The sequence below is a fragment of the Paucimonas lemoignei genome (genome assembly GCF_004342585.1).
Lineage (GTDB): Bacteria > Pseudomonadota > Gammaproteobacteria > Burkholderiales > Burkholderiaceae_D > Paucimonas > Paucimonas lemoignei.
The window spans coordinates 128,530-147,940 of record NZ_SLZQ01000010.1 but is presented as its reverse complement, the minus strand read 5'-3'; the positions used below and the strand labels follow the sequence as shown (position 1 = coordinate 147,940).

The 19,411-nt window shown below is 59.8% G+C and carries 15 protein-coding genes; 5 read left to right on the top strand and 10 right to left on the bottom strand.

Going from position 1 to position 19,411, the window contains the following annotated elements; genetic code table 11:
• The 3 genes from EDC30_RS15025 to EDC30_RS15015 all read right to left on the bottom strand — a co-directional run.
• Positions 1-884: branched-chain amino acid ABC transporter permease (locus tag EDC30_RS15025; protein WP_132259548.1), on the bottom strand; the 884-nt coding region annotated here is incomplete at its 3' end.
• Between the two features lie 116 nt (positions 885-1,000).
• Entirely contained in the window at positions 1,001-2,233 is a 1,233-nt protein-coding gene (locus EDC30_RS15020) for a branched-chain amino acid ABC transporter substrate-binding protein (protein WP_132259663.1), read from the bottom strand.
• 121 nt (positions 2,234-2,354) lie between these two features.
• Positions 2,355-3,179, bottom strand: coding sequence for a shikimate dehydrogenase family protein (locus EDC30_RS15015; RefSeq protein ID WP_132259662.1), 825 nt, complete (start codon positions 3,177-3,179; stop codon positions 2,355-2,357).
• 274 nt (positions 3,180-3,453) lie between these two features.
• Between EDC30_RS15015 and EDC30_RS15010 the strand changes: the two genes are divergently transcribed.
• Together EDC30_RS15010 and EDC30_RS15005 are read left to right on the top strand one after the other, a co-directional pair.
• Positions 3,454-4,197, top strand: a complete 744-nt coding sequence (locus EDC30_RS15010; protein WP_132259661.1) for an SDR family NAD(P)-dependent oxidoreductase — start codon at positions 3,454-3,456, stop codon at positions 4,195-4,197.
• A gap of 14 nt (positions 4,198-4,211) precedes the next feature.
• The gene (locus EDC30_RS15005; protein ID WP_132259660.1) at positions 4,212-4,928 is read left to right on the top strand and encodes a FadR/GntR family transcriptional regulator; all 717 of its coding nucleotides are present in this window, start codon (positions 4,212-4,214) and stop codon (positions 4,926-4,928) included.
• Positions 4,929-4,942: 14 nt separating this feature from the next.
• On the opposite strand, the gene EDC30_RS15000 is transcribed toward EDC30_RS15005, so the two are convergent.
• The 3 genes from EDC30_RS15000 to EDC30_RS14990 form a co-directional block, all read right to left on the bottom strand.
• On the bottom strand, positions 4,943-6,025 hold the full coding sequence (locus EDC30_RS15000) for a bifunctional nicotinamide-nucleotide adenylyltransferase/Nudix hydroxylase (RefSeq protein WP_132259659.1): 1,083 nt from the start codon (positions 6,023-6,025) through the stop codon (positions 4,943-4,945).
• A 12-nt stretch (positions 6,026-6,037) separates the two neighbouring features.
• Complete coding sequence (gene pncB, locus EDC30_RS14995) at positions 6,038-7,228, bottom strand: nicotinate phosphoribosyltransferase (RefSeq protein ID WP_132259658.1); 1,191 nt, start codon at positions 7,226-7,228, stop codon at positions 6,038-6,040.
• 96 nt (positions 7,229-7,324) lie between these two features.
• The gene (locus EDC30_RS14990; protein ID WP_424446923.1) at positions 7,325-8,455 is read right to left on the bottom strand and encodes an MGDG synthase family glycosyltransferase; all 1,131 of its coding nucleotides are present in this window, start codon (positions 8,453-8,455) and stop codon (positions 7,325-7,327) included.
• A 341-nt stretch (positions 8,456-8,796) separates the two neighbouring features.
• On the opposite strand from EDC30_RS14990, the gene EDC30_RS14985 reads away from it, so the two are divergent.
• The 3 genes from EDC30_RS14985 (at position 8,797) to EDC30_RS14975 (ending at position 13,314) form a co-directional block, all read left to right on the top strand.
• A complete protein-coding gene (locus tag EDC30_RS14985; RefSeq protein WP_132259657.1) occupies positions 8,797-11,394 on the top strand; it encodes an EAL domain-containing protein in 2,598 nt (865 codons plus the stop codon).
• Positions 11,395-11,424: 30 nt separating this feature from the next.
• The gene (locus tag EDC30_RS14980; RefSeq protein ID WP_132259656.1) at positions 11,425-13,008 is read left to right on the top strand and encodes a methyl-accepting chemotaxis protein; all 1,584 of its coding nucleotides are present in this window, start codon (positions 11,425-11,427) and stop codon (positions 13,006-13,008) included.
• 159 nt (positions 13,009-13,167) lie between these two features.
• On the top strand, positions 13,168-13,314 hold the full coding sequence (locus tag EDC30_RS14975; protein ID WP_132259655.1) for a DUF3096 domain-containing protein: 147 nt from the start codon (positions 13,168-13,170) through the stop codon (positions 13,312-13,314).
• 8 nt (positions 13,315-13,322) lie between these two features.
• On the opposite strand, the gene EDC30_RS14970 is transcribed toward EDC30_RS14975, so the two are convergent.
• The 4 genes from EDC30_RS14970 to EDC30_RS14955 are packed head-to-tail and all read right to left on the bottom strand — an operon-like array spanning position 13,323 to position 19,084.
• A complete protein-coding gene (locus tag EDC30_RS14970; protein ID WP_132259654.1) occupies positions 13,323-14,432 on the bottom strand; it encodes a hybrid sensor histidine kinase/response regulator in 1,110 nt (369 codons plus the stop codon).
• Positions 14,432-15,028, bottom strand: a complete 597-nt coding sequence (locus EDC30_RS14965; RefSeq protein ID WP_132259653.1) for a chemotaxis protein CheB — start codon at positions 15,026-15,028, stop codon at positions 14,432-14,434. Before EDC30_RS14965 ends, EDC30_RS14970 begins: the two co-directional genes overlap by 1 nt.
• A gap of 43 nt (positions 15,029-15,071) precedes the next feature.
• The gene (locus tag EDC30_RS14960; protein WP_132259652.1) at positions 15,072-15,896 is read right to left on the bottom strand and encodes a CheR family methyltransferase; all 825 of its coding nucleotides are present in this window, start codon (positions 15,894-15,896) and stop codon (positions 15,072-15,074) included.
• A gap of 8 nt (positions 15,897-15,904) precedes the next feature.
• Complete coding sequence (locus tag EDC30_RS14955; RefSeq protein ID WP_243656805.1) at positions 15,905-19,084, bottom strand: response regulator; 3,180 nt, start codon at positions 19,082-19,084, stop codon at positions 15,905-15,907.
• Between the last annotated feature and the right edge of the window lie 327 nt (positions 19,085-19,411).

Below are 19,411 nucleotides of genomic sequence, written 5' to 3'. Positions count from 1 at the left end.
GCAAATGGAATCGTCGCCGCCAGCGAGGATATTTTCAGCGTCAGCAAGCCGCCGACTTCTTGCGCCCATTCCCCGGCGCCGACATAGCCCAGCACGTCGGCCGCGCTCAGGTCGATGCCCACCGCAAAGGAGGAAATCAGGCCGATCAGAATCGACGACACCATCGCGCCTTCAAGCGAACCGAGACCGCCGATCACCACCACCACGAAGACCAGCACGCCCAGTTCCAGCGCCATGTTGGGGTTGGTGGTGTAGAACGCCCCGGCCACCGCACCGGCGAGACCCGCCAACGCCGCGCCCACGCCGAACACGCCCATGAACACCATCGGCACGTTATGGCCGAGGGCTTCGGCCATCTTCGGGCGGTAGATTGCCGAGCGCACCACGATGCCGACGCGGGTGCGCGACAGCAGCAGGAAGACCAGGCCGAACATCAACAGCGAGATGACACCCATCATCAGGCGATAGAAGGGATAGTCGGTGCCGAAGAGCTGGAAGGCGGCGAAATTGAGCGAGGACGGCACCTGGTAATTGACCGGGTAATTGCCGAAGAAGAGCTTGATGATTTCCGCGATGATGAACGACAGGCCGAAGGTGACCAGCAATTCATGCGCGTGGCCATACTTGTGCACGCGGCGCAAAAAGAAGCGCTCGACGACCACGCCGAGAAAGCCGACGATGATCGGGGCGACGATGATCGCCGGCCAGAAGCCGATCACCTTTTGCAGGCTGTAGGCCAGGTAGGCGCCGATCATGTAAAAAGAGGTATGGGCAAAGTTCAACACGCCCATCATGCCGAAAATCAGCGTCAAGCCGGCGGAAACCATGAACAGCAGCAAGCCATAGATGGTGCCGTTGAGCAGCGATACGGTAAAGAATTCCATGAGCTTTTCCAGAAATTGCGGAGCGCAGCGCTCCGTGCCGCGCATGGAAAACATGCGCGGCAGGACATTCAAGTCGGTGCAGCGTCAACTCACAACGCTACACCTGGTACAGCGCCTCAGGAGGGGCGCTGCATGTTGCAGGAAGCTTGTACCGGATTGGCGGATTCGCTGGCGCTGAAGGTCTTGACAACCTTGAAGCCCATGTCGGTGCCGTCAACCTTGAACTTGGCATCCTTTGCCACGGTCGACACGACCATCGGCAGTTGCACCTGGTGGTCGGCAGCACGCATGGAGATTTCACCCATCGGGCTAGCGATCTTGGCCTTTTCCAGGTTCTTGGCCAATTCGGTGACATTGATCTTGTCGCCGGACGGCTTGGTTGCCTTCAGCGCCACGCCCAGCATCTGCATGCCGAACACGGTTTGCGGTTCAATGTATGCCGGGTAGTGACCGGTCTTGGCCTTGTAGTCATTGCCGAACTTTTCGGATTCCTTGTTGGCTTCGACGTTATAGGTGTGCGAGACATAGTGACCCAGGGCGGTATCGCCGGCATTGCCGATGTTGCCCGGCTGATCCAGGAACACGGTACCGAACTTGGCCTTCAGGCCGGCTGCGCGGGTAGCTTTCATCAACAACAGCAAGTCGTTGGACCAGTTACCGGTCAAGACGGAATCCGCGCCGCTGGCCTTGATCTTGGCAACGTAGGGAGCGAAGTCCTGGATCTTGTTGACGTCGTGCAGGGTGCTTTCGACTACGGTATAGCCGCCGGCAGCCGCGTTATCCTTGACTGCCTTGTCGACGTCCATGCCCCAGGAATAGTTCTGGTTCATGGCATAGACCTTGGTGCCCAGGGCCTTGGCTTCCTTCATCGCCGGCACCAGAGTCTTGATGCGCATGATGGCGTTGGTGGTGAAACGGAAATGGTAGAAGTGGCACTTGTCACCGGTCAGTTCCAGCGCTTCGCCGCCCATGTTCAGGTACAGCACTTCCTTGCCAGGATTGCGCAGGTTATGCTTGCGCACGTCTTCGGTGATCTGGCCGGCGACGGCAGAGGACGAACCCTGGATGATGATTTGCGCGCCATCGGCGATCGCTGCCTTGACCTTGTCGGAAGCGCCGGCGGTGCCGCCCTGGTTATCGTATTCGGCGATGACGAGCTGTTCGCCATTCCAGCCGCCGGCGGCATTGATGCGGTCAAGTTCGTACTTGATCGCGGTGCGGTACAGCAGGCCGGTCGAGGCTTGCGGGCCCGAGAGCGTCTCCACCAGCGCCACTTTCAGCGGTGCAGCCTGTACGGCGCCTGCGACGGCCAGCGCACAGATAGACAAACCGATTTGCTTCTTATTCATAGCAACATCTCCATTGTGGTTATACATATTCAGGCACCGCCGTAAAGCCGACATCCAACCTGAGTTCAAAAATGGCTTGTCCGGTAATGACAAGCCGCATCGAATCAATTCGAAATCGCTTTCAAATCAATTCAAGAAACTGCGCCATGCGCTCGATCTGCACTTCCATCATGTGGCGACCAAAGTGCATCGCCAGTCCACGCTCGCTGGCGCGCGCCAGCAATGGCGTGACTTCGGTTTTCATGACTGCTTCGGCCACGACGGCGCCGGCAGGCAAGTTATCCGGCGAAAATGGCAGCGCATCGTCTTCATTCAAGCCAAGCGAAGTCGAGTTGATCGCCAGCGTGTAATCGGACGGCGCGGCGTCAGCCAGGTGCACATCGAGTTGTGGAAAATGCGCACGCAGGTCTTGCGCCAGCTGTTCGGCGCGCGCCGCGCTGCGGTTGTAAATACCCAGCGAAGCAATGCCATGCTCGGCCAGCGCATGCGCGATCGCCTTGCCGGCGCCGCCTGCGCCAGCCAGATAGACGCGGCGACCAGCCACTTCATGTCCCTTGGCCAGCAAGCCGCCGACGAAGCCGGCGCCATCGAGATTGTTGCCCATCAGGCGGCGCGTGCCGTTTTCGCCATCGGCAAAACGCACGATATTCACCGCACCGATGCGACGCGCAGCGTCGGAGAGTTCCGTGCAATGGGAAAGAATGGTTTCTTTATAGGGAATGGTGACGATCAAGCCGGCCAGGCTGCGGATCAAGGGCGCCGCGGCCATGAAGGCAGCGAAATCCTGCGGCTGCACATGAAAGGGCACCATCACGGCATCCACGCCGCGCGCCATCATCAATGCATTGAATGCTTGAGGGGTGCGCACATGGCCAATGGGATCGGCAATGATGCCGACTACGCGGGTCTTACCGCTGATGCCATCTTTAGTGCTGGCAATAGTCATGCTGTCTCCAAATTCGTGCCGCCCTAGCTGTTGTCGTGGCCGGTCTTCTTGTTGAACACCTGTGGCATTCACCACCACAGTAGTAGGATTTTCCCGAATTGTCTGATAAGATTTTGAACATGTCAGACAAGTTGTGAGGCGATTCTACCCACCACTTTTTACGGTGTCAACCAGTCACCGTACAAGATTTGCAAAATAGGTTTATCAAAACTTTCCGGCACAAATCCTTGGCGCAATTCCTCCGCCACCGGGCCGGCATCCAATAGGAGACATGATGATTTCGTTTGAGAATAAAAATTTCTTGATCACCGGCGCTGCCGGCGGCATTGCCCGCGCGACTGCCAAACTGGTGGTGCAGCACGGCGCCAACGTCGCCCTGTCGGACTTGAATCCGGCAGCACTCGAAGCCTTGCAGCGCGAACTGCAGGAGCTCGCTCCCAATGCGCAGATCAGCGTGCATGAAACCGATGTCGGCAATGCCCAGGCTTGCCGCGACACGGCGCGCGCGGTAGCGGAGCGCTTCGGCGGCATAGATCACCTGGTGCATTCGGCTGGCATCTATCCGGAAAAGATGGTGGCGGACATGAGCGATGAAGAGTGGGACAAGCTCATGAAGATCAACCTCGACGGCACCTTCTACATCTGCCGCGCGGTGATCCCTTACCTGAACGAAGGCAGCTCGATCGTCAACCTGTCGTCGGTGGCAGCGCAAAAAGGCAGCTATGCGCACGCGCACTATTCAGCCTCCAAAGGCGCGGTGATCAGCTTCTCGCGCAGCCTGGCGCTGGAACTGGCGCCGAAAACCCGCGTCAACGCCCTGTCTCCGGGTATCATTGCAACGCCGATGACCAAGGACTTGCTGGCCAAGAACGAGGAAACCCTGCTGAAGAACACGCCGCTCAAGCGGCTGGGCACGGCGGAAGAAGTCGCCGGCGGCATTGCCTTCCTGTGCTCGCCGCTGGCTGGCTTCATTACTGCGGAAACCCTGCAAGTCAATGGCGGCCTGTATATCAACTGATGTAGATAATAAGTATGAAAACCAATACATCTCATACGCCGACGCATTCGCTGACCGAGGAGATCGTCAGTTGGCTGAATGAGGAAATCCGTTCGCAACGGCTCAAGCCGGGCGACAAGCTGCCCAGCGAAAAGCAGTTGTGCGAACAATTTTCCGTCAGCCGTTCGGTGGTACGGGAAGCCGTCTCGCAACTGAAGTCCGAAGGCATCGTCAGCGCCCAGCAGGGACGCGGCGTCTTCGTCAACGAGCGCGGCTCGCGCCAGACCTTCCGGCTGGATGTCTCCGCGCTCGACGACGCCAAGGGGCTGGAATACGTCATCGAACTGCTGGTGACGATGGAAGCGGCGGCGGCGCGCTACGCTGCCATGCGCCGCACGCCCGAGGATTTAAAGAAGATCAAGCAAGCGCTGGTCGGCATGGAATACGCCATCGTCAACGACAAGCTTGGCGACGATGAGGATTACGCCTTCCACCAAGCCATCGTCGACTCCACGCAAAATCCGCACTTCCAGACGCTCAACGAGTTCCTGGAGCGCCACGTGCGCCGCCTGATCCGGCAGGCGCGCAGCAACACGGCGAAAAACTACAACAACATGGTGCAGGCAGTGCAGGATGAGCACAAGGCTATCCTGCAAGCGATTGAAAAGCGCGATGCCGACAGCGCCGCGCTGGCGGCCGAAACGCACTTGCGCAATGCCGCCAAACGGCTGCGCAAGTATCTCAACGATTGATATCGGGGTTTCGGCTATTCCTGCAGCACATGCAGGAAGCTATCGAGGATATGGAAGTGGTCTTCAAAGAATTCCTCTTCCATGTCCGGTAGCGCGGCGACCGCCACCCAGCGCGCCTGTGCGGCATCGTCGCTACCTTCCACCTTCGGCAGCTCATTGCGGTCCAGGGCAAAGTAATGGGCATGCGTAATCGTGCGGCCGCGCTGGCTGCGCTCGGGATGGTCGAACACCTTCACATCCCGTAGCGCTGCCTTCAATTCCGCTTCGTCCACTGCCAGCTGGGTTTCCTCTTTCAATTCGCGCAAGGCGCTTTTCAACAGCCGCTCGCGTGGCTCGACAAAGCCGCCGGGCAGCGCCCATTGCCCCTTGCCCGGAAAGCCGCCGCGCTTGACCAGCAGCACGTGCGCCGCAGCCGTCACGACCGCGTCCACCGTGGAAAAGATCGGCGGATAAGGCGCACAGCTCCATGCCGCCTTATCCTTGGCCAGCTGCCGGTACTCGTCGGTCAGCGCGGCAAATTCCGGCGTTGCCATCCAGGCTTCCAGTCGCAGCCGCACCGCAGTCGGCACCACCGGCTCCAGCCTGGCGAGCGCGTCATGAGGATTGGCGCTTTCAAACAAGATGCCACGCAACTCGGTGGCATTGATGCCGGCGAAATTTTCCGCGGAAATCAACTGCCATTGCGGAAAGCGGCTCAGGTAATAACTGGAGTGATCCTTGAAATGGCCGACCAGCGCAATGCGCTTGTCCGGCCCGGCATACGTTTCCACTTCACGCCGCAAGGCATGGCACCAGCGGACGTCATCGTAATAGTCGCGCAGCGGAATGAATTCCACGCGCGCCCGGTCTGGCGGCGGCAGGCTTTCCGCAATCATGGCAGCACGCTCGCGCCAGTCGAAAGGGTTCCTGGCGCTCCTGGCATGCCAGGCCGAACCCAGGACGACTGCCACCCTCGGTGCGGCATCCAGCGCGCGCTGCAGCAAAAAGGCATGGCCATTGTGGAAAGGCTGAAAGCGCCCGATCAATACGGCCAGGTCGGCCGGCTGCTCGACATCGCCGGGCGTGACAGAGGAAGATAACGGATCGTGGTGTGGCATGGTCGAACTCCTTCAGGAGCCGGGATGATGAAACACTTGCCGCAGATAGGCAAGAAAGGTTTCATCCTTGCAGACGGTTTTGCCGGGCGCATCCGACAGCTTGGCCACCGGCTGGCCATTGCAGGCCACCAGCTTCATGACGATGTTGAGCGGCGTGAAGCCGGTATCGTTGGTGAGATTGGTGCCGATGCCGAAACCTGTCATGGTGCGGTCGGCGAAATGGCGGTACAGCGCAAAGGCCTTGGGAAAGTCGAGCGAATCGGAAAACACCATGCGCTTGGTATAAGGGTCGATGCGCAGCTTGGCATAATGCGCCAGCACCTTTTCGCCCCACACGACCGGGTCGCCCGAATCATGGCGCAAGCCGTCGAAGAGCTTGGCGAAATACAGGTCGAAATCGGCCAGAAAGGCATCGATGCCGACCACGTCGGTCAAAGCCGTGCCCAGGTCGCCGCGATATTCATGCACCCAGTCTTCCAGCGCCGCGCGCTGAAAGTCGCGCAGCCGCACGCCGAATGCCTGGAAGGCTTGCAGGTATTCGTGCGCCATGGTGCCGATCGGCACCAGCTGGTATTTCTTGGCGAGATAAACGTTGGAAGTGCCCTTGAAGTACGGCGCGGCTTGTTGCGCCAGGGTCGCCACCACTTCTTCATGCCAGGCGGCGGAAAAGCGCCGGCGCACGCCGAAGTCGAAAAATTCGAATGGATGGCGGCACGCCGGCTCGCGCGCGAAACTGTGCAGCAGCTCCAGCTTGGCCTGGAGCCGGCGGCGCCCCTCGGCCATCGCGGCGGCCTGGTCGACGCGGCGAAAATACAATTCACTGACGATCGCCAGCACAAAGATTTCAAAGCCCATCACATGCACCTGCGGGCCGCAAGCGCGAATCAATAACTGCTCGCCCTCGGTGTCGACTGTGATGAATTTGCGCTGAAAATGAAACAGCGCGAGGAAATCGACAAAGTCGCTTTTAATAAATCGCAGGCCGCGCAGGTAATCCAGTTCATCTTTCGTAAACCGCAGCAGGCAGAGGTGATCGAGTTCGCGCTCGAGTTCATCCTTGAGTTGCGCCAGCGGCCAGTCGGGCCGGTTGCGGCACACGAAGGCATACTCGGCTTGCGCAGCCGGGTGCCCATGCAGCAGCGCCTGCCACATGGTGAACTTGTACAGGTCGGTTTCGAGCAGACTGGTGATGATGGGGCTCATGGCGACTGTCTCTCGTAGTACTACCTGATCGGACGATAAATCGTCGAAATGGTTTTCCGAATTGATTACTGGCAAAGGATTGTTTCCCCGGCGCGCCTAATCTGCCGCCAGCACCCGTTCCAGCACGTGCCGTCCAGCCAGCGGCCGTCCCAGGGCGGCGGCCTTGCTGCGCATCTGCGCCAGTCGTTCCGGATGCTCGAGCAGCAGCTTGATGCGGTATTCCAGCGCCACGCCATCGACTGCCTTGAGGGCCGCGCCCTGCTCCAGCAGGAAGTCGGCATTGCGCTCTTCCTGTCCGGGAATCGGCGCATTCACGATCATCGGCAAGCCCAGCGCCAGGCATTCGGATGTCGTCAAGCCGCCCGGCTTGGTGATTACCAGGTCCGCGCACGCCATCATGCGCTCGACCTTGTCGGTAAAACCCTGCGGGAACAAGCGGCCGGGATAGCGGGCCGCGAGCGCCTGCAGCGACGCCAGGGCGCGGGCATTTTTGCCGGCCAGCGCGATCAGCTGGAAGTCGCCATCCAGCGCCAGCAGCCGCGCCGCCATGGTGTCGAGGCTGCCCAGCCCGGCGCCGCCACCTATCACCAGGAACGTGGTCTTGCCGGCGTCAATGCCCAGCTCGCGGGCGCAGGCGCTGCGCTCCGGCGGCGCGGCGAACGCCGGCATGATCGGAATGCCGGTGACATGAATGCGTTCAGGCGCAATGCCGCAAGCCTGCATGCGCCAGGCCACTTCCTGGTTGGCGGCAAAGTAGCCGGCCATGCCTTCCTGTACCCACAGCCGGTGCAAGTCGAAATCCGTGACTTGCACCCAGACCTTGCATGCCAGGCGCTCTTGCCGAATCATGCGAGAGAGCAGCTCCGCCGGCAGAAAGTGGGTGCAAATGATGGCATCCGGCCGGACGCGATCGATCTCGCGCCGCAAGGCTGTCGTATTCAAGCGTTCGACCGCGCGGCGCAGGCGCTCAATCGAACCATCCGGCCGCGTCTCGTGCGTGAGCTGGTACAGGTACCCCCACAAGGCCGGCGCCTTGTTCACCAGGCCAATGTAAAAGTCCGTATACAACTTGCGGAATGCTCTTGGCACAAAATCCATGACGTCCAGGTGTATCGTCTCTGCCGCGCCGCCAAAGTCGGCGGCATGGCGGCACAGCGCTTCGGCGGCACGCATGTGGCCTGCTCCGGCGGAAACACTCAACAAGAGAATTTTTTGCGGCGTCGTCATTTGCCCGAAATATTAAAAATAAGGCAATTATGCTTGCAGGCACATGTTCTGACCAGTCGGCTTGTTACCGGCTTGGCAAGTCGTTTCCACCTGTTCGTGTTCAGGCATGCAGCATCCTTGATACAGAATCCCGCATCAAAATGTTAATTTGTTAGTAATTTGACTGGTTTTCGCTTGGATCAGTTAGCTTTTTACAGGGCAAGCGTGTAGCATATTTCCCTACAGGAAACTAATGTATATCCATGATTTCCCGCGTGGCCTGATTGAAGGAAGTGCCAAAAGCACTGACTCAAACCTCACTACTATTTACCGATTCTTCCTTCAGGCTTGATGAAAAAATTATGAAAGATTTAAACCAAGCCGTCGACCTGATTACCCGCGACATCGGACTGGATCAACACGAGATTGACCAGCGCAAGGCTTTTCTCGAATTGGGCGAGACGGATATCGACCTGCTGCAGCGTATCCACAAGCTGCTGCAAGACGACAAGGAAGGTTTTTCCGACGCCTTCTACCAGCATCTCGTCGAATTTCCCGAGATGCGTACGCTGCTGCCCGATGCCGAGACAATGGCGCGCTTGCGCGCTGCCCAGTCCGCCTATTTCGACAGGCTGACCGCCGGCGACTATGGCCAGGACTACATCCGCAACCGCCTGAAGGTCGGCGTGGTACACCAGCGCATCGGCCTGGAGCCGAAGTGGTACATCGGCGCTTACCGCAAGTACCTGTCCGAACTGTTGCCGATCCTGTGGCGCATGCTGGCCGACCAACCCGAAACCTTCCTGGCCGCCTACGACGCCGCGCTGAAAGTCGTCAGTTTCGATATGGGATTGGCGCTGGATACCTACGCGCAAGCCGCGCAGCAGGAAGTCGTACAGCACCGCAATTATCTCCAGCAAGTCATCAGCGGCATGCCGGCCGGGCTCATCGTCGTCAATGATACCGGCGACATCCGCTCCATGAATGACATGATGCGGAAAATGCTGGATATCAGTGAAGAATATCTCAACCACCCTCGCCCGCTGAACGAATTGATCGAATCCGCCACGCTGGCGGAAAGCGTGGCGCAGGTGCGCGCCACCGGCAAGCCGTGCGACCGCGTCATCGTCACCCTCAAGCGCGAATGCGCCGGCACGCGCCACTTCGAATTGAGTATCCGTCCCACCGTCCTCGGGCGGGAAAACCTGCTGCTGCTGATTGCGCAGGATGTGACGTTCCAGCTGGAAGCCACCCGCAAGCTGCAGGAAAGCGAAGAGCAATTCCGCCTGACCTTCAACCAGGCGGCGGTCGGCATCGCGCATGCCAACACGGATGGCGAATTCATACGGATCAACCGCAAGCTGTGCGAAATCACCGGCTATACCGAAGCCGAACTCTTGCATCGCGACTTCTGGTCGATTACCCACCCGGACGATGTCGCCAGGGACACGACATTATTCAATCGTCTCGCCAAGGGGGAAATCAGCGAATACTCGCGCGAGAAGCGCTATATCCATAAGCAGGGGCATGCCGTATGGGCCAATGTGACAGTATCGTCCATGCGCGACGCCCTGGGGCGCCAGCGCTTCATCGGCCTGGTCGAGGATATTTCCCGCCGCAAGGAAGCCGAAGAGGAATTGCGCCGCCTGGTCAATCACGATGCGCTGACCGGCTTGCCGAACCGGCTGCTGCTGGAAGACCGCCTCGGGCAAGCGATCGCCCACGCCCACCGCGCCGGCAAGCTGGTCGCGGTCATGTTCATCGACCTGGACCGCTTCAAGAATATCAATGACAGTCTCGGCCACGATGCCGGCGACGAAGTCATCGTCGAGATCGCCAGCCGCATTGCCAACAGCCTGCGCGAAGCCGATACCGTAGCCCGCCAAGGCGGCGATGAATTCGTCGTCGTGCTGCCCGACATGGCGCAAGAGGAAGATGCCGCCATCGTCGCGCAGAAAATCCTCCAGTCGCTCTTTCAGCCCATGGTCGTATCGGGCCAGGAGTTGTTCCCCACCGGCAGTATCGGCATCAGCCTGTATCCGCGCGATGGCCAGGATGCGCAAACCCTGTTGAAGCATGCCGACGCCGCCATGTACCGCGCCAAGGCCGAAGGCAGGAATGACTACCAGTTCTACGCCGGCAGCATGGGCACCAATGCCATGGATAGCCTGAAGCTGGAAGGCGCGCTGCGCCGCGCGCTGGAACGCAATGAATTCCTGTTGCATTACCAGCCCCAGGTTGATATCCGCAGCGGCGCCGTGGTCGGCGTCGAAGCACTCCTGCGCTGGCAACCGCAAGGCAAGGAGATGGTCTCGCCCGCTGATTTCATCCCGATTGCGGAAGAAACCGGCTTGATCGTGCCGATCGGCGAATGGGTGCTGGCCACCGCCTGCGCCCAGCACAAGGCCTGGCGCGATGCCGGCTTGCCGCCGATCCGCATCGGCGTCAATCTGTCGGCGCGCCAGTTCCAGCGGCAGGATCTGGCCAAACGGGTAGCGCGCCTGCTGGAGGAAATGGACTGCACGCCGGATTGCCTGGCGCTCGAAATTACCGAAAGCGATGTCATGCAAAATCCGGAAGCGGCGGTGGAAATCCTGCGCCAGCTTCACGCCATGGGCATGCACCTGGCCATCGACGATTTCGGCACCGGCTACTCCAGCCTCAGCTACCTCAAGCGCTTCCCGATCGACTGTCTCAAGATCGACCGCTCCTTCGTGCGCGACATTACCAGCGACGCCGACGACGCCATGATCGTCAACTCCGTGATCGCCCTGGCCCACAGCATGAAACTCAGCGTGATTGCCGAAGGCGTGGAAACCGCCCAGCAGCTGGACTTCCTGAGCGACCATGGATGCGACCAGATGCAAGGCTACTACTTCAGCAAACCGGTGCCTGCCGACCAGATTGCCAAGCTGCTGCAAGCCGTCAAACCCGAAACTGGCCACGTTGCGGCCGCCTGAAACAAGTTCAACCGTAATCGACTTCAACCCATGTTCAAGAACCTCACCATCAAAGCCCGTCTCATCTTCGTGATTGGCTTTTTATCCCTCCAGCTCATCATCGGCGCCGTCATGGGGCTCGTGGGTCTCGACCGCGCCAACGATGCCATGCGCTCCATGTATGAAGACCGCCTGGCGGCGCTGGGACAAGTGGATAAGGTTATCCGCCTGCTTACCCTGAACCAGCTGGCCGCCGCCAAGGCCGTGACGGCCGAGCCTGGCAAAGGGGAACTCCTGGCGACTGAAATCGCAAACAACATGTCTCAGATCGATCAGGTATGGAGCCAATACATGGCGACTTATCTGACGCCGGAAGAAAAGCAACTGGCCGAACAGGCCGCCGTAGCACGCAAAACGTTTCTGGCCGAAGGCTTGCAGCCGACGCTGGCAGCAATCAAGGCGCAGGACATGACATTGGTGACATCGCTTGTCCAAGGCAAAATGGAAGAACTTTTCTCGCCGGTGAGTGACAGCCTCAACAAGCTCATCAACTTGCAGCTGGAAGTTGCCAAGAGCGACTACGACGCATCGCAGCAAACCTATCACCTGATCCGCACGATCTGCCTGGCGGGCATGACCTTCGGCCTGATACTGGCTGCGATCATCGGTGTCTTGCTGGTGCGCGCCATCACGCGCCCGCTCAACGCCGCCGTCGAGATTGCCGGCGCCATCGCGGCCGGCGACCTGACCCGCAGCATCCAGGTACGCTCCAACGATGAAACCGGCCGCCTGATGCAAGCCTTGCGCGACATGAACGAAGGCCTGGTCAAGATCGTCAGCCAAGTCCGTGCCGGCACCGAAACGATCAAGACGTCATCCGCCGAAATCGCCTCCGGCAACCATGACCTGTCGGCCCGCACCGAGGAACAGGCCAGCTCGCTGGAAGAGACGGCCTCCTCCATGGAAGAACTGACCTCCACCGTCAAGCAAAATGCCGATAACGCCCGTCAGGCCAACATGCTGGCGGAAAGCGCTTCCGACGTCGCGGCCAAGGGTGGCGACGTGATCGGGCGGGTGGTGGGCACGATGGATGACATCAGCGATTCCGCGAAAAAGATCGTCGACATCATTTCCGTCATCGATGGCATCGCCTTCCAGACCAATATCCTGGCGCTCAACGCTGCCGTGGAAGCGGCGCGCGCCGGCGAGCAGGGACGCGGCTTTGCCGTCGTCGCCGCCGAAGTGCGTTCGCTGGCCCAGCGCTCCGCCGGCGCCGCCAAGGAAATCAAATCCCTGATCGACGACTCGGTGCAGAAGGTGAATGCCGGCAGCCAGTACGTCAACGAAGCGGGACAAACCATGCGCGAGATCGTCGACAGCGTGCAGCGCGTCACCGATATCATGGGCGAGATCACGGCCGCCAGCGCCGAGCAAACCGCCGGCATCGAACAGATCAACCAAGCCATCCTGCAGATGGATCAAGTCACCCAGCAGAATGCCGCGCTGGTCGAGCAAGCCGCGGCCGCATCGGAAGCCATGCAAGACCAGGCCAACAAGCTGGCGCAAACGGTCAGCGTATTCAAGGTGGAAGGACATGCCGCGCGCCGGCTGGAGCTGGCAGCCCCTCGGGCGTAACCCAAGCTATGCGCGGGTATGGGTGGGAAGTTGTTTGACGCCTCTCAATTTTCGAGGCTATGAGGCCAGGTGAAGGCAGAGAAATGCGGTTCAATAACATCATCTCTGCCCGCGCGGCCGGCCAACCGGCTGGCTGCGCTACCTGATAGGAGCATGGCCATGAACTTTCATCTGACCCCGTTGCTGTCCCTGATTGCCGGTATCCTCATCCTGGTGATGCCGCGCTTGCTGAATTTCATTGTGGCGCTGTATCTCATCATCGTCGGCCTGATCGGCCTGTTCGGCACGGGCAGCTTAAAACTATAACCCGCCTTCTACGCAGCGCACGAAGCGTGCCGGCGCGGCATCGACACGCTGAACACCGTGCCATCCCCCTCGGATGAGCGCAATTCGACACTACCGCCGTGCGCCTCGACGAACTGTTTGACGATATATAAGCCCAGCCCCAGACCTTCGGTGTTTTTTCCCGATGTCTGGGCGCTGTGATATGGCTCGAAAATCCGCTCCCTCAATGCAGCCGGAATCGTGCCGCCGTTGCCGACCTCGACGATGATCCGGCCGGACTGGGAGCCATCGATCCCGACGCGTACAGGCTGGTCGCCATCGCCATGCTGGAGCGCGTTGCCGATCAGGTTCGACAGCACTTGCCCCAGGCGATCCGGATCCGCCATGCCGGCGACATTTCCCGTCGCCGTCATCTCGATGCGCGGCGATTCCTGCGAGGCGTCGAACTCGGCAATAATCGACCGGCATAGCTGGACGTAATCCGTCTCCTTGCAATGCAGCTGGATGCCGCCCGAGCGGATGCGCGCCACATCGAGCAACTGGTTCACCATCTTCGACATGCGCTTGCCGCTCGACTTGATGAGCTTGGCCGTGGCCCGGGCTTTGGGGTCTTCCGACAGCATGATCAAATCGGCGGCGCCCAGAATAGTCGAGAGCGGCGTGCGCAAGTCATGGCCCAGCACGGCAGTGAACAATTCATTCATGCGCAGCGCCTGCTGCAGTTCTTCCAGCTGTTGCCGCAACTGCTTTTTCTTGGCATGCAGTTCGACGAATACATTGACCTTGCTCTTCAATACCGCGACATCGATCGGCTTATGCAGGAAATCCACCGCGCCGGCTTCGTAACCGCGAAAGGTGGACTTGGCCTCGCGCGAGACGGCGGTAAGGAAGATCAGCGGCACAGCTCGGGTGCGCTCGCTGCCGCGAATCAGTTCCGCCAGCTCGAAGCCATCCATCTGCGGCATCTGCACATCCACCAGCGCCAGCGCGATTTCATGCGCCAGCAGGATTTCCAGCGCTTCGGGTCCGGAAGATGCCTTCAGAATCCTGATACCGGGCTGCGCAAGTATCGCCTCCGTCGCAATGAGATTTTGTTCGACATCGTCCACTACCAGAATATTGATTTCGTCCATTGGCATCAGATTGGTTGAGTCATGGCTTGCAAGCCGCTGCCAGACAGGAGTTGCTTCATTTGCTCAAGGGGCAAGACGCGGTCGGCGCCCGCATCGGCGATGGCGGCTGCCGGCATCAGGCGCGCAACGGCGTCTTCCGGGTCCTGCACCCATGCCTGTCCGCCACGTGCGCGCACGGCCTTCAGGCCGGCAGTACCGTCGGCACTCGCGCCGGTCAGTATGATACCAAGCAAGGCTGCACCGTATGCCATTGCCGCAGAGTCGAACAGCACATCGATCGATGGGCGGGAGTAGAGAACCGGCTCATCGCACGACAAGGAAAAGGTATGGTCCGGCTCCACCTGCAAATGATAGTCGGGCGGCGCGACCACCACCGTGCCGGGTTGAATCGGTTCCTTGTCTTCCGCTTCCTTGACCGGCAAGGCGCAGCGCGATGCAAACAATTCCGCCAGCATGCTGGGCCTATCCGGCGGCAGATGCAGCACGACTGCCACTGCCGGCGCGAAATCGGCCGGCAATGCCGCCAGCAGATTGCCGATGGCATCGACGCCGCCGGCCGAGGCGCCGATCACCACCAGTTTGGTATTTGCCGGAATTGTCATGTTTAGCCCTTGTTCGCTTTTCCGTTATTCCCGTTTTTTCCCATCAACGCCGCTGATAGATTTTCTCGCTCGCGGCGAACTCGGAAAATTTATCCGCATGCGAGGTGAAGCGCAGGCTTTCCTTCGCTCCCAGGCCGAGAAAGCCCCGGTGCACCAACGCATCGACGAACAGTCCGATCGCCCGGCTCTGCAACTGCTTGTCAAAATAGATGAGCACATTGCGGCACGAGACGAGATGGACCTCGGAAAAGACACTGTCGGTCGCCAGGCTATGATCGGCAAAGACCATGTGGCGGCGCAGGCGGCGATCGAAGATCGCGCCGTTGTAGGCCGCCGTGTAGTAATCGGACAAGGATTTCTTGCCGCCCGCACGCTGGTAATTGGCGCTGTATTGCGCGATGCGGTCGAGCGCGAAGATGCCGGCTTCCGCCGCTTTCAGCGCTTCCGGATTGATATCGGTGGCATACAGGATGCAGCGATCGAGCAAGCCCTCCTCTTCCAGCATGATCGCCAGCGACCACACTTCTTCGCCGGTGCTGCAGCCGGCCACCCAGATTTTCACCGAGGGATAGGTCGCCAGGATCGGCAAGACCTGCTCGCGCAAGCGCTTGAAATACTGCGGATCGCGGAACATTTCACTGACCTGCACAGTGAAATACTGCAGCATCTGCGCAAAGATCACCGGCTCGTGCAGTATCCGCTCCTGCAGCCGCGACACGGTATCGCACTGAAAGCGCGTCATCGCCTGCAGGATGCGCCGCCGCAGCGAAGCCACGGCGTAGTGGCGAAAGTCATGCTGATAGCGCAGGTAAATCCCTTCCAGCAGCAGCTTGAGTTCGATATCGAAGACGGCATTGCGGTCCGGCATGCGCTCTCCTATTTCGGCAGCCAGACGCGGCACAGCGAAATCAAGCGCTCGACATCGATCGGCTTGGCGATGTAATCGTTTGCGCCGGCATCAAGGCAGCTCTTGCGGTCGTCCGGCATCGCTTTCGCGGTCAGGGCGATGATCGGCAATCGCGCCAGTTCCGGCCGGTTACGGATTTCGCGCATGGCGGTCAAGCCATCCATCTCCGGCATCATCAAGTCCATCAGCACCAGGTCGATATGGCGGTCGCGCTCCAGCAACACCAGCGCCTCCTTGCCATTGCGGGCAATTTCCAGCTTGGCACCCAAGGGTTCGAAGACGCTCGACAGCGCAAAGATATTGCGCACATCGTCTTCCGCCAGCAGGATGCGCCGCCCTTCGAACAGCACGTCGCGCTGCCGCGCCTGCAGCAGCAACTGTTTCTGGTCGGGCGGCATGGAAGCCTCGACGCGGTGCAGGAACAGGGTGACTTCATCCATCAAGCGCTCCGGTGAACGCGCGCCCTTGACGATAATCGACTTGGAATACCGGCGCAGGCGCTGCTCTTCATCGCGCGTCAGCACGCGGCCGGTATAGACGATAACGGGCGGGAAGGAATATTTTCCGCCGGCCGCCATTTTTTCCAGCAAGTCATAGCCGCTGGCGTCAGGCAGCGTCAGGTCCATGACCATGCAGTCGAAGGTACTATCCGACAGGCGCTGCAATGCATCCGCCACCGTGCCGACGGTGGTGATTTCCACGTCTTGGGCCTGCAGCAGCGTCGCGATGTTTTCACGCAGCGTGACATCGTCTTCGACGACCAGCACCTGGCGGGCGCGCTCCTGCGACTTTGCTTCCAGCTTGGCGATCGCCTCGATCAATTCTTCGCGTGCCACCGGCTTCAATACGTAGCCGACTGCGCCCAGTTCCAGCGCCGTCTGGATATGGTCATCGACCGACGCCACATGAATCGGAATATGGCGCGTGACAGGATCGCGCTTGAGCTGCTCCAGCACGCTCAGGCCCGACTGATCGGGTAAGCCGACATCGAGCAAAATGCCGTTGGGCTTGATGTCCTTCGCCAGCCGTATCGCTTCCGCGCCGTTGGCGGCAACGACGCAATCGAACTTCAGCTCCTGCACCAGCTCGCGCAGGATCGATGCAAAACGCTCGTCATCCTCGATCACGAGAATGAGCCGCTCGTGCTGGCGCTGCAGCCTGTAGTCTGCCGCTGGCACAACAGCTGTCGGCGCGAGACCAGCGTTTGCTGCCTGACGCCCGCCATGGTCGACAACGGCATCGGTACGCACGACCTTGAAGCCATCGACGCTATTCGCCTCGGCCATTGCCGGCTCCGGCTCTGGCGCCGGCAAGGCCGCCGGGCGCTCCTCCACGGTAACCCCTGTGGCGGCAGCCAGATTGGCCGACACCACCACCGTGAAGGTGCTGCCCAGACCAGGCGTGCTTTGCACCTGGATATCGCCGCCGAGCAGGCGCGCCAGTTCGCGCGAAATCGACAGGCCGAGTCCGGTGCCGCCGTACTTACGGCTCGTCGTGCCGTCGGCTTGCCGGAACGCTTCGAAAATCACGCCCTGCTGATGCTCGGGAATGCCGATGCCGCTATCGCGCACGGAAAAGGCGATGCAATCGTTCGCGGCGGCAGCCACATGTAATATCACTTCGCCGCGCTCGGTGAATTTGAACGCATTCGACAGCAGGTTCTTGAGGATTTGCTGCAGCCGCTGGACGTCGGTGATGAAGGTGGCCGGCGCGCCAGCGGCAACGCCCACGGTAAAGGCGAGATCTTTTTCCTTGGCGATCGGCTCGAAGGATTGGCGCAGCGGTTCAAGAATGCCGGCGATCGATACCGGCTCCGGCAGAATATCGACATGCCCGGCCTCGATTTTCGACAAGTCGAGAATTTCATTGATCAAGGCCAGCAAGTCATTGTTGGAGGCATGAATCGTGCGCGCATAGCGGACTTGCTCTTCGGTCAGCGTGCCAGTCTTATTTTCGATCAGGATCTGCGACAGGATCAGCGAGCTGTTGAGCGGCGTGCGCAACTCGTGCGACATATTCGCCAGGAATTCGGATTTGTAGCGGTTCGATTTTGCCAATTCCTCCGCATTGATTTCCATGGCGCGCTGCGCTTGCACCAGCTCGGCCTTTTGCCGCTCCAGGTGCTGCGCCTGCTCTTCCAGCTGCACATTGGTCTGCTCCAGCTCCGCCTGCTGGTTTTCGAGGCGGGTCTGCGACTCCAGCAGCACGCGTCCCTGCTCCTCGAGCTCTTCATTGGCCACTCGCAGCTCTTCATGCTGCGCCTGCAATTCTTCCGCTTGACGCTGCGTCTCTTCCAGCAATTCCTTCAAGTGGCGTCGATACAGCGCCGAGCGCAAGCCGATGCCAGCCGTTTCCATAATCACCTTGGCAAGCGCCAGTTCTTTTTCAAGCGAGCGGTCCTCCCCCGCAAAGCCGAGCTCCAGAACACCCTGCACTTGTCCGCTGGCCGTGAGCGGCGCGATGAGCAACTGGCGCGGTATGGCGCCACCGGTGGCCGAGCCATATTTAATATAGCCGTCCGGGATGTCGCGCACGACCACTGCTTCCCTGTCGCGGACTGCTTCGCCGGCAAGGCCATGCCGCACCGGCAGTTCAGCGGCGGCAGATTGCATGGCGAATGACCCGGTCAGCACCAGGCGCTCGCCGTCGATGCGGTACAAGACGCCGACCTGCGCATCGACATACCTTGCCAGCGCCCGCAGCAAGTTGTCGCCGGTCTCGTCGATATCCTGTTCACCCTGGACACTCGTGGCCACTTCATTGTGTCCTTGCTGTAGCCAGGACAGGCGTTGCGCGGTCAGTCGCTCCGCCACCACGCGATGCGCAAGGAATGCCGCGGCAAAAACTGAAATCGCGCAAAAGGCGCGGTTGATCATCGCAATGTTTTCATTGATGCCCTCCGGGGAGGCGACAAACCCGGCCGCAATCAATACCAACTGGACTGCGGCGACGATAAAAGGAAAATATTTGCGCCGCTGGAAAGCGCTCATGATGACCGGGATCAGGTAAAAAACCCATTCGGCGATACCCACCCGGGTGAAAAAATCGATGATGAAAACGGCAATACTGAGCAGGGTAATGCCTATATAGCTTGCTGTCTGATCGCGGCTGGTGGAATGCATGTAATTGGTCAGAATGGCGAGAGGCAAGCGTGGCGGCGCTCTCGCGATGAATAGTGAACGGGGTAAAGCCCTATTGTACCGACTGTAAATCGCTAGTGTTTTGACAGCTTTGTGTCGGCCAAGCAAATAAGAAGCGCGCATCCGCCAAATCCGGCGGATTTCGAGTGATCAGGATCGTGCTATCGGTAAGTGAGGACTTGTGGCGCGGCTGGCGGGGATCGAACCCACGACCTGGCTTCGGAGGCCGAAAAAAACAGCGGGCATGTTCAGGGCTTATTTGGTCATATCGGGTTTTGTCGCACGCAAGTGATTGAATTCAATGGGCTTTTATCTAGCCATTCGTGACAGATTAAC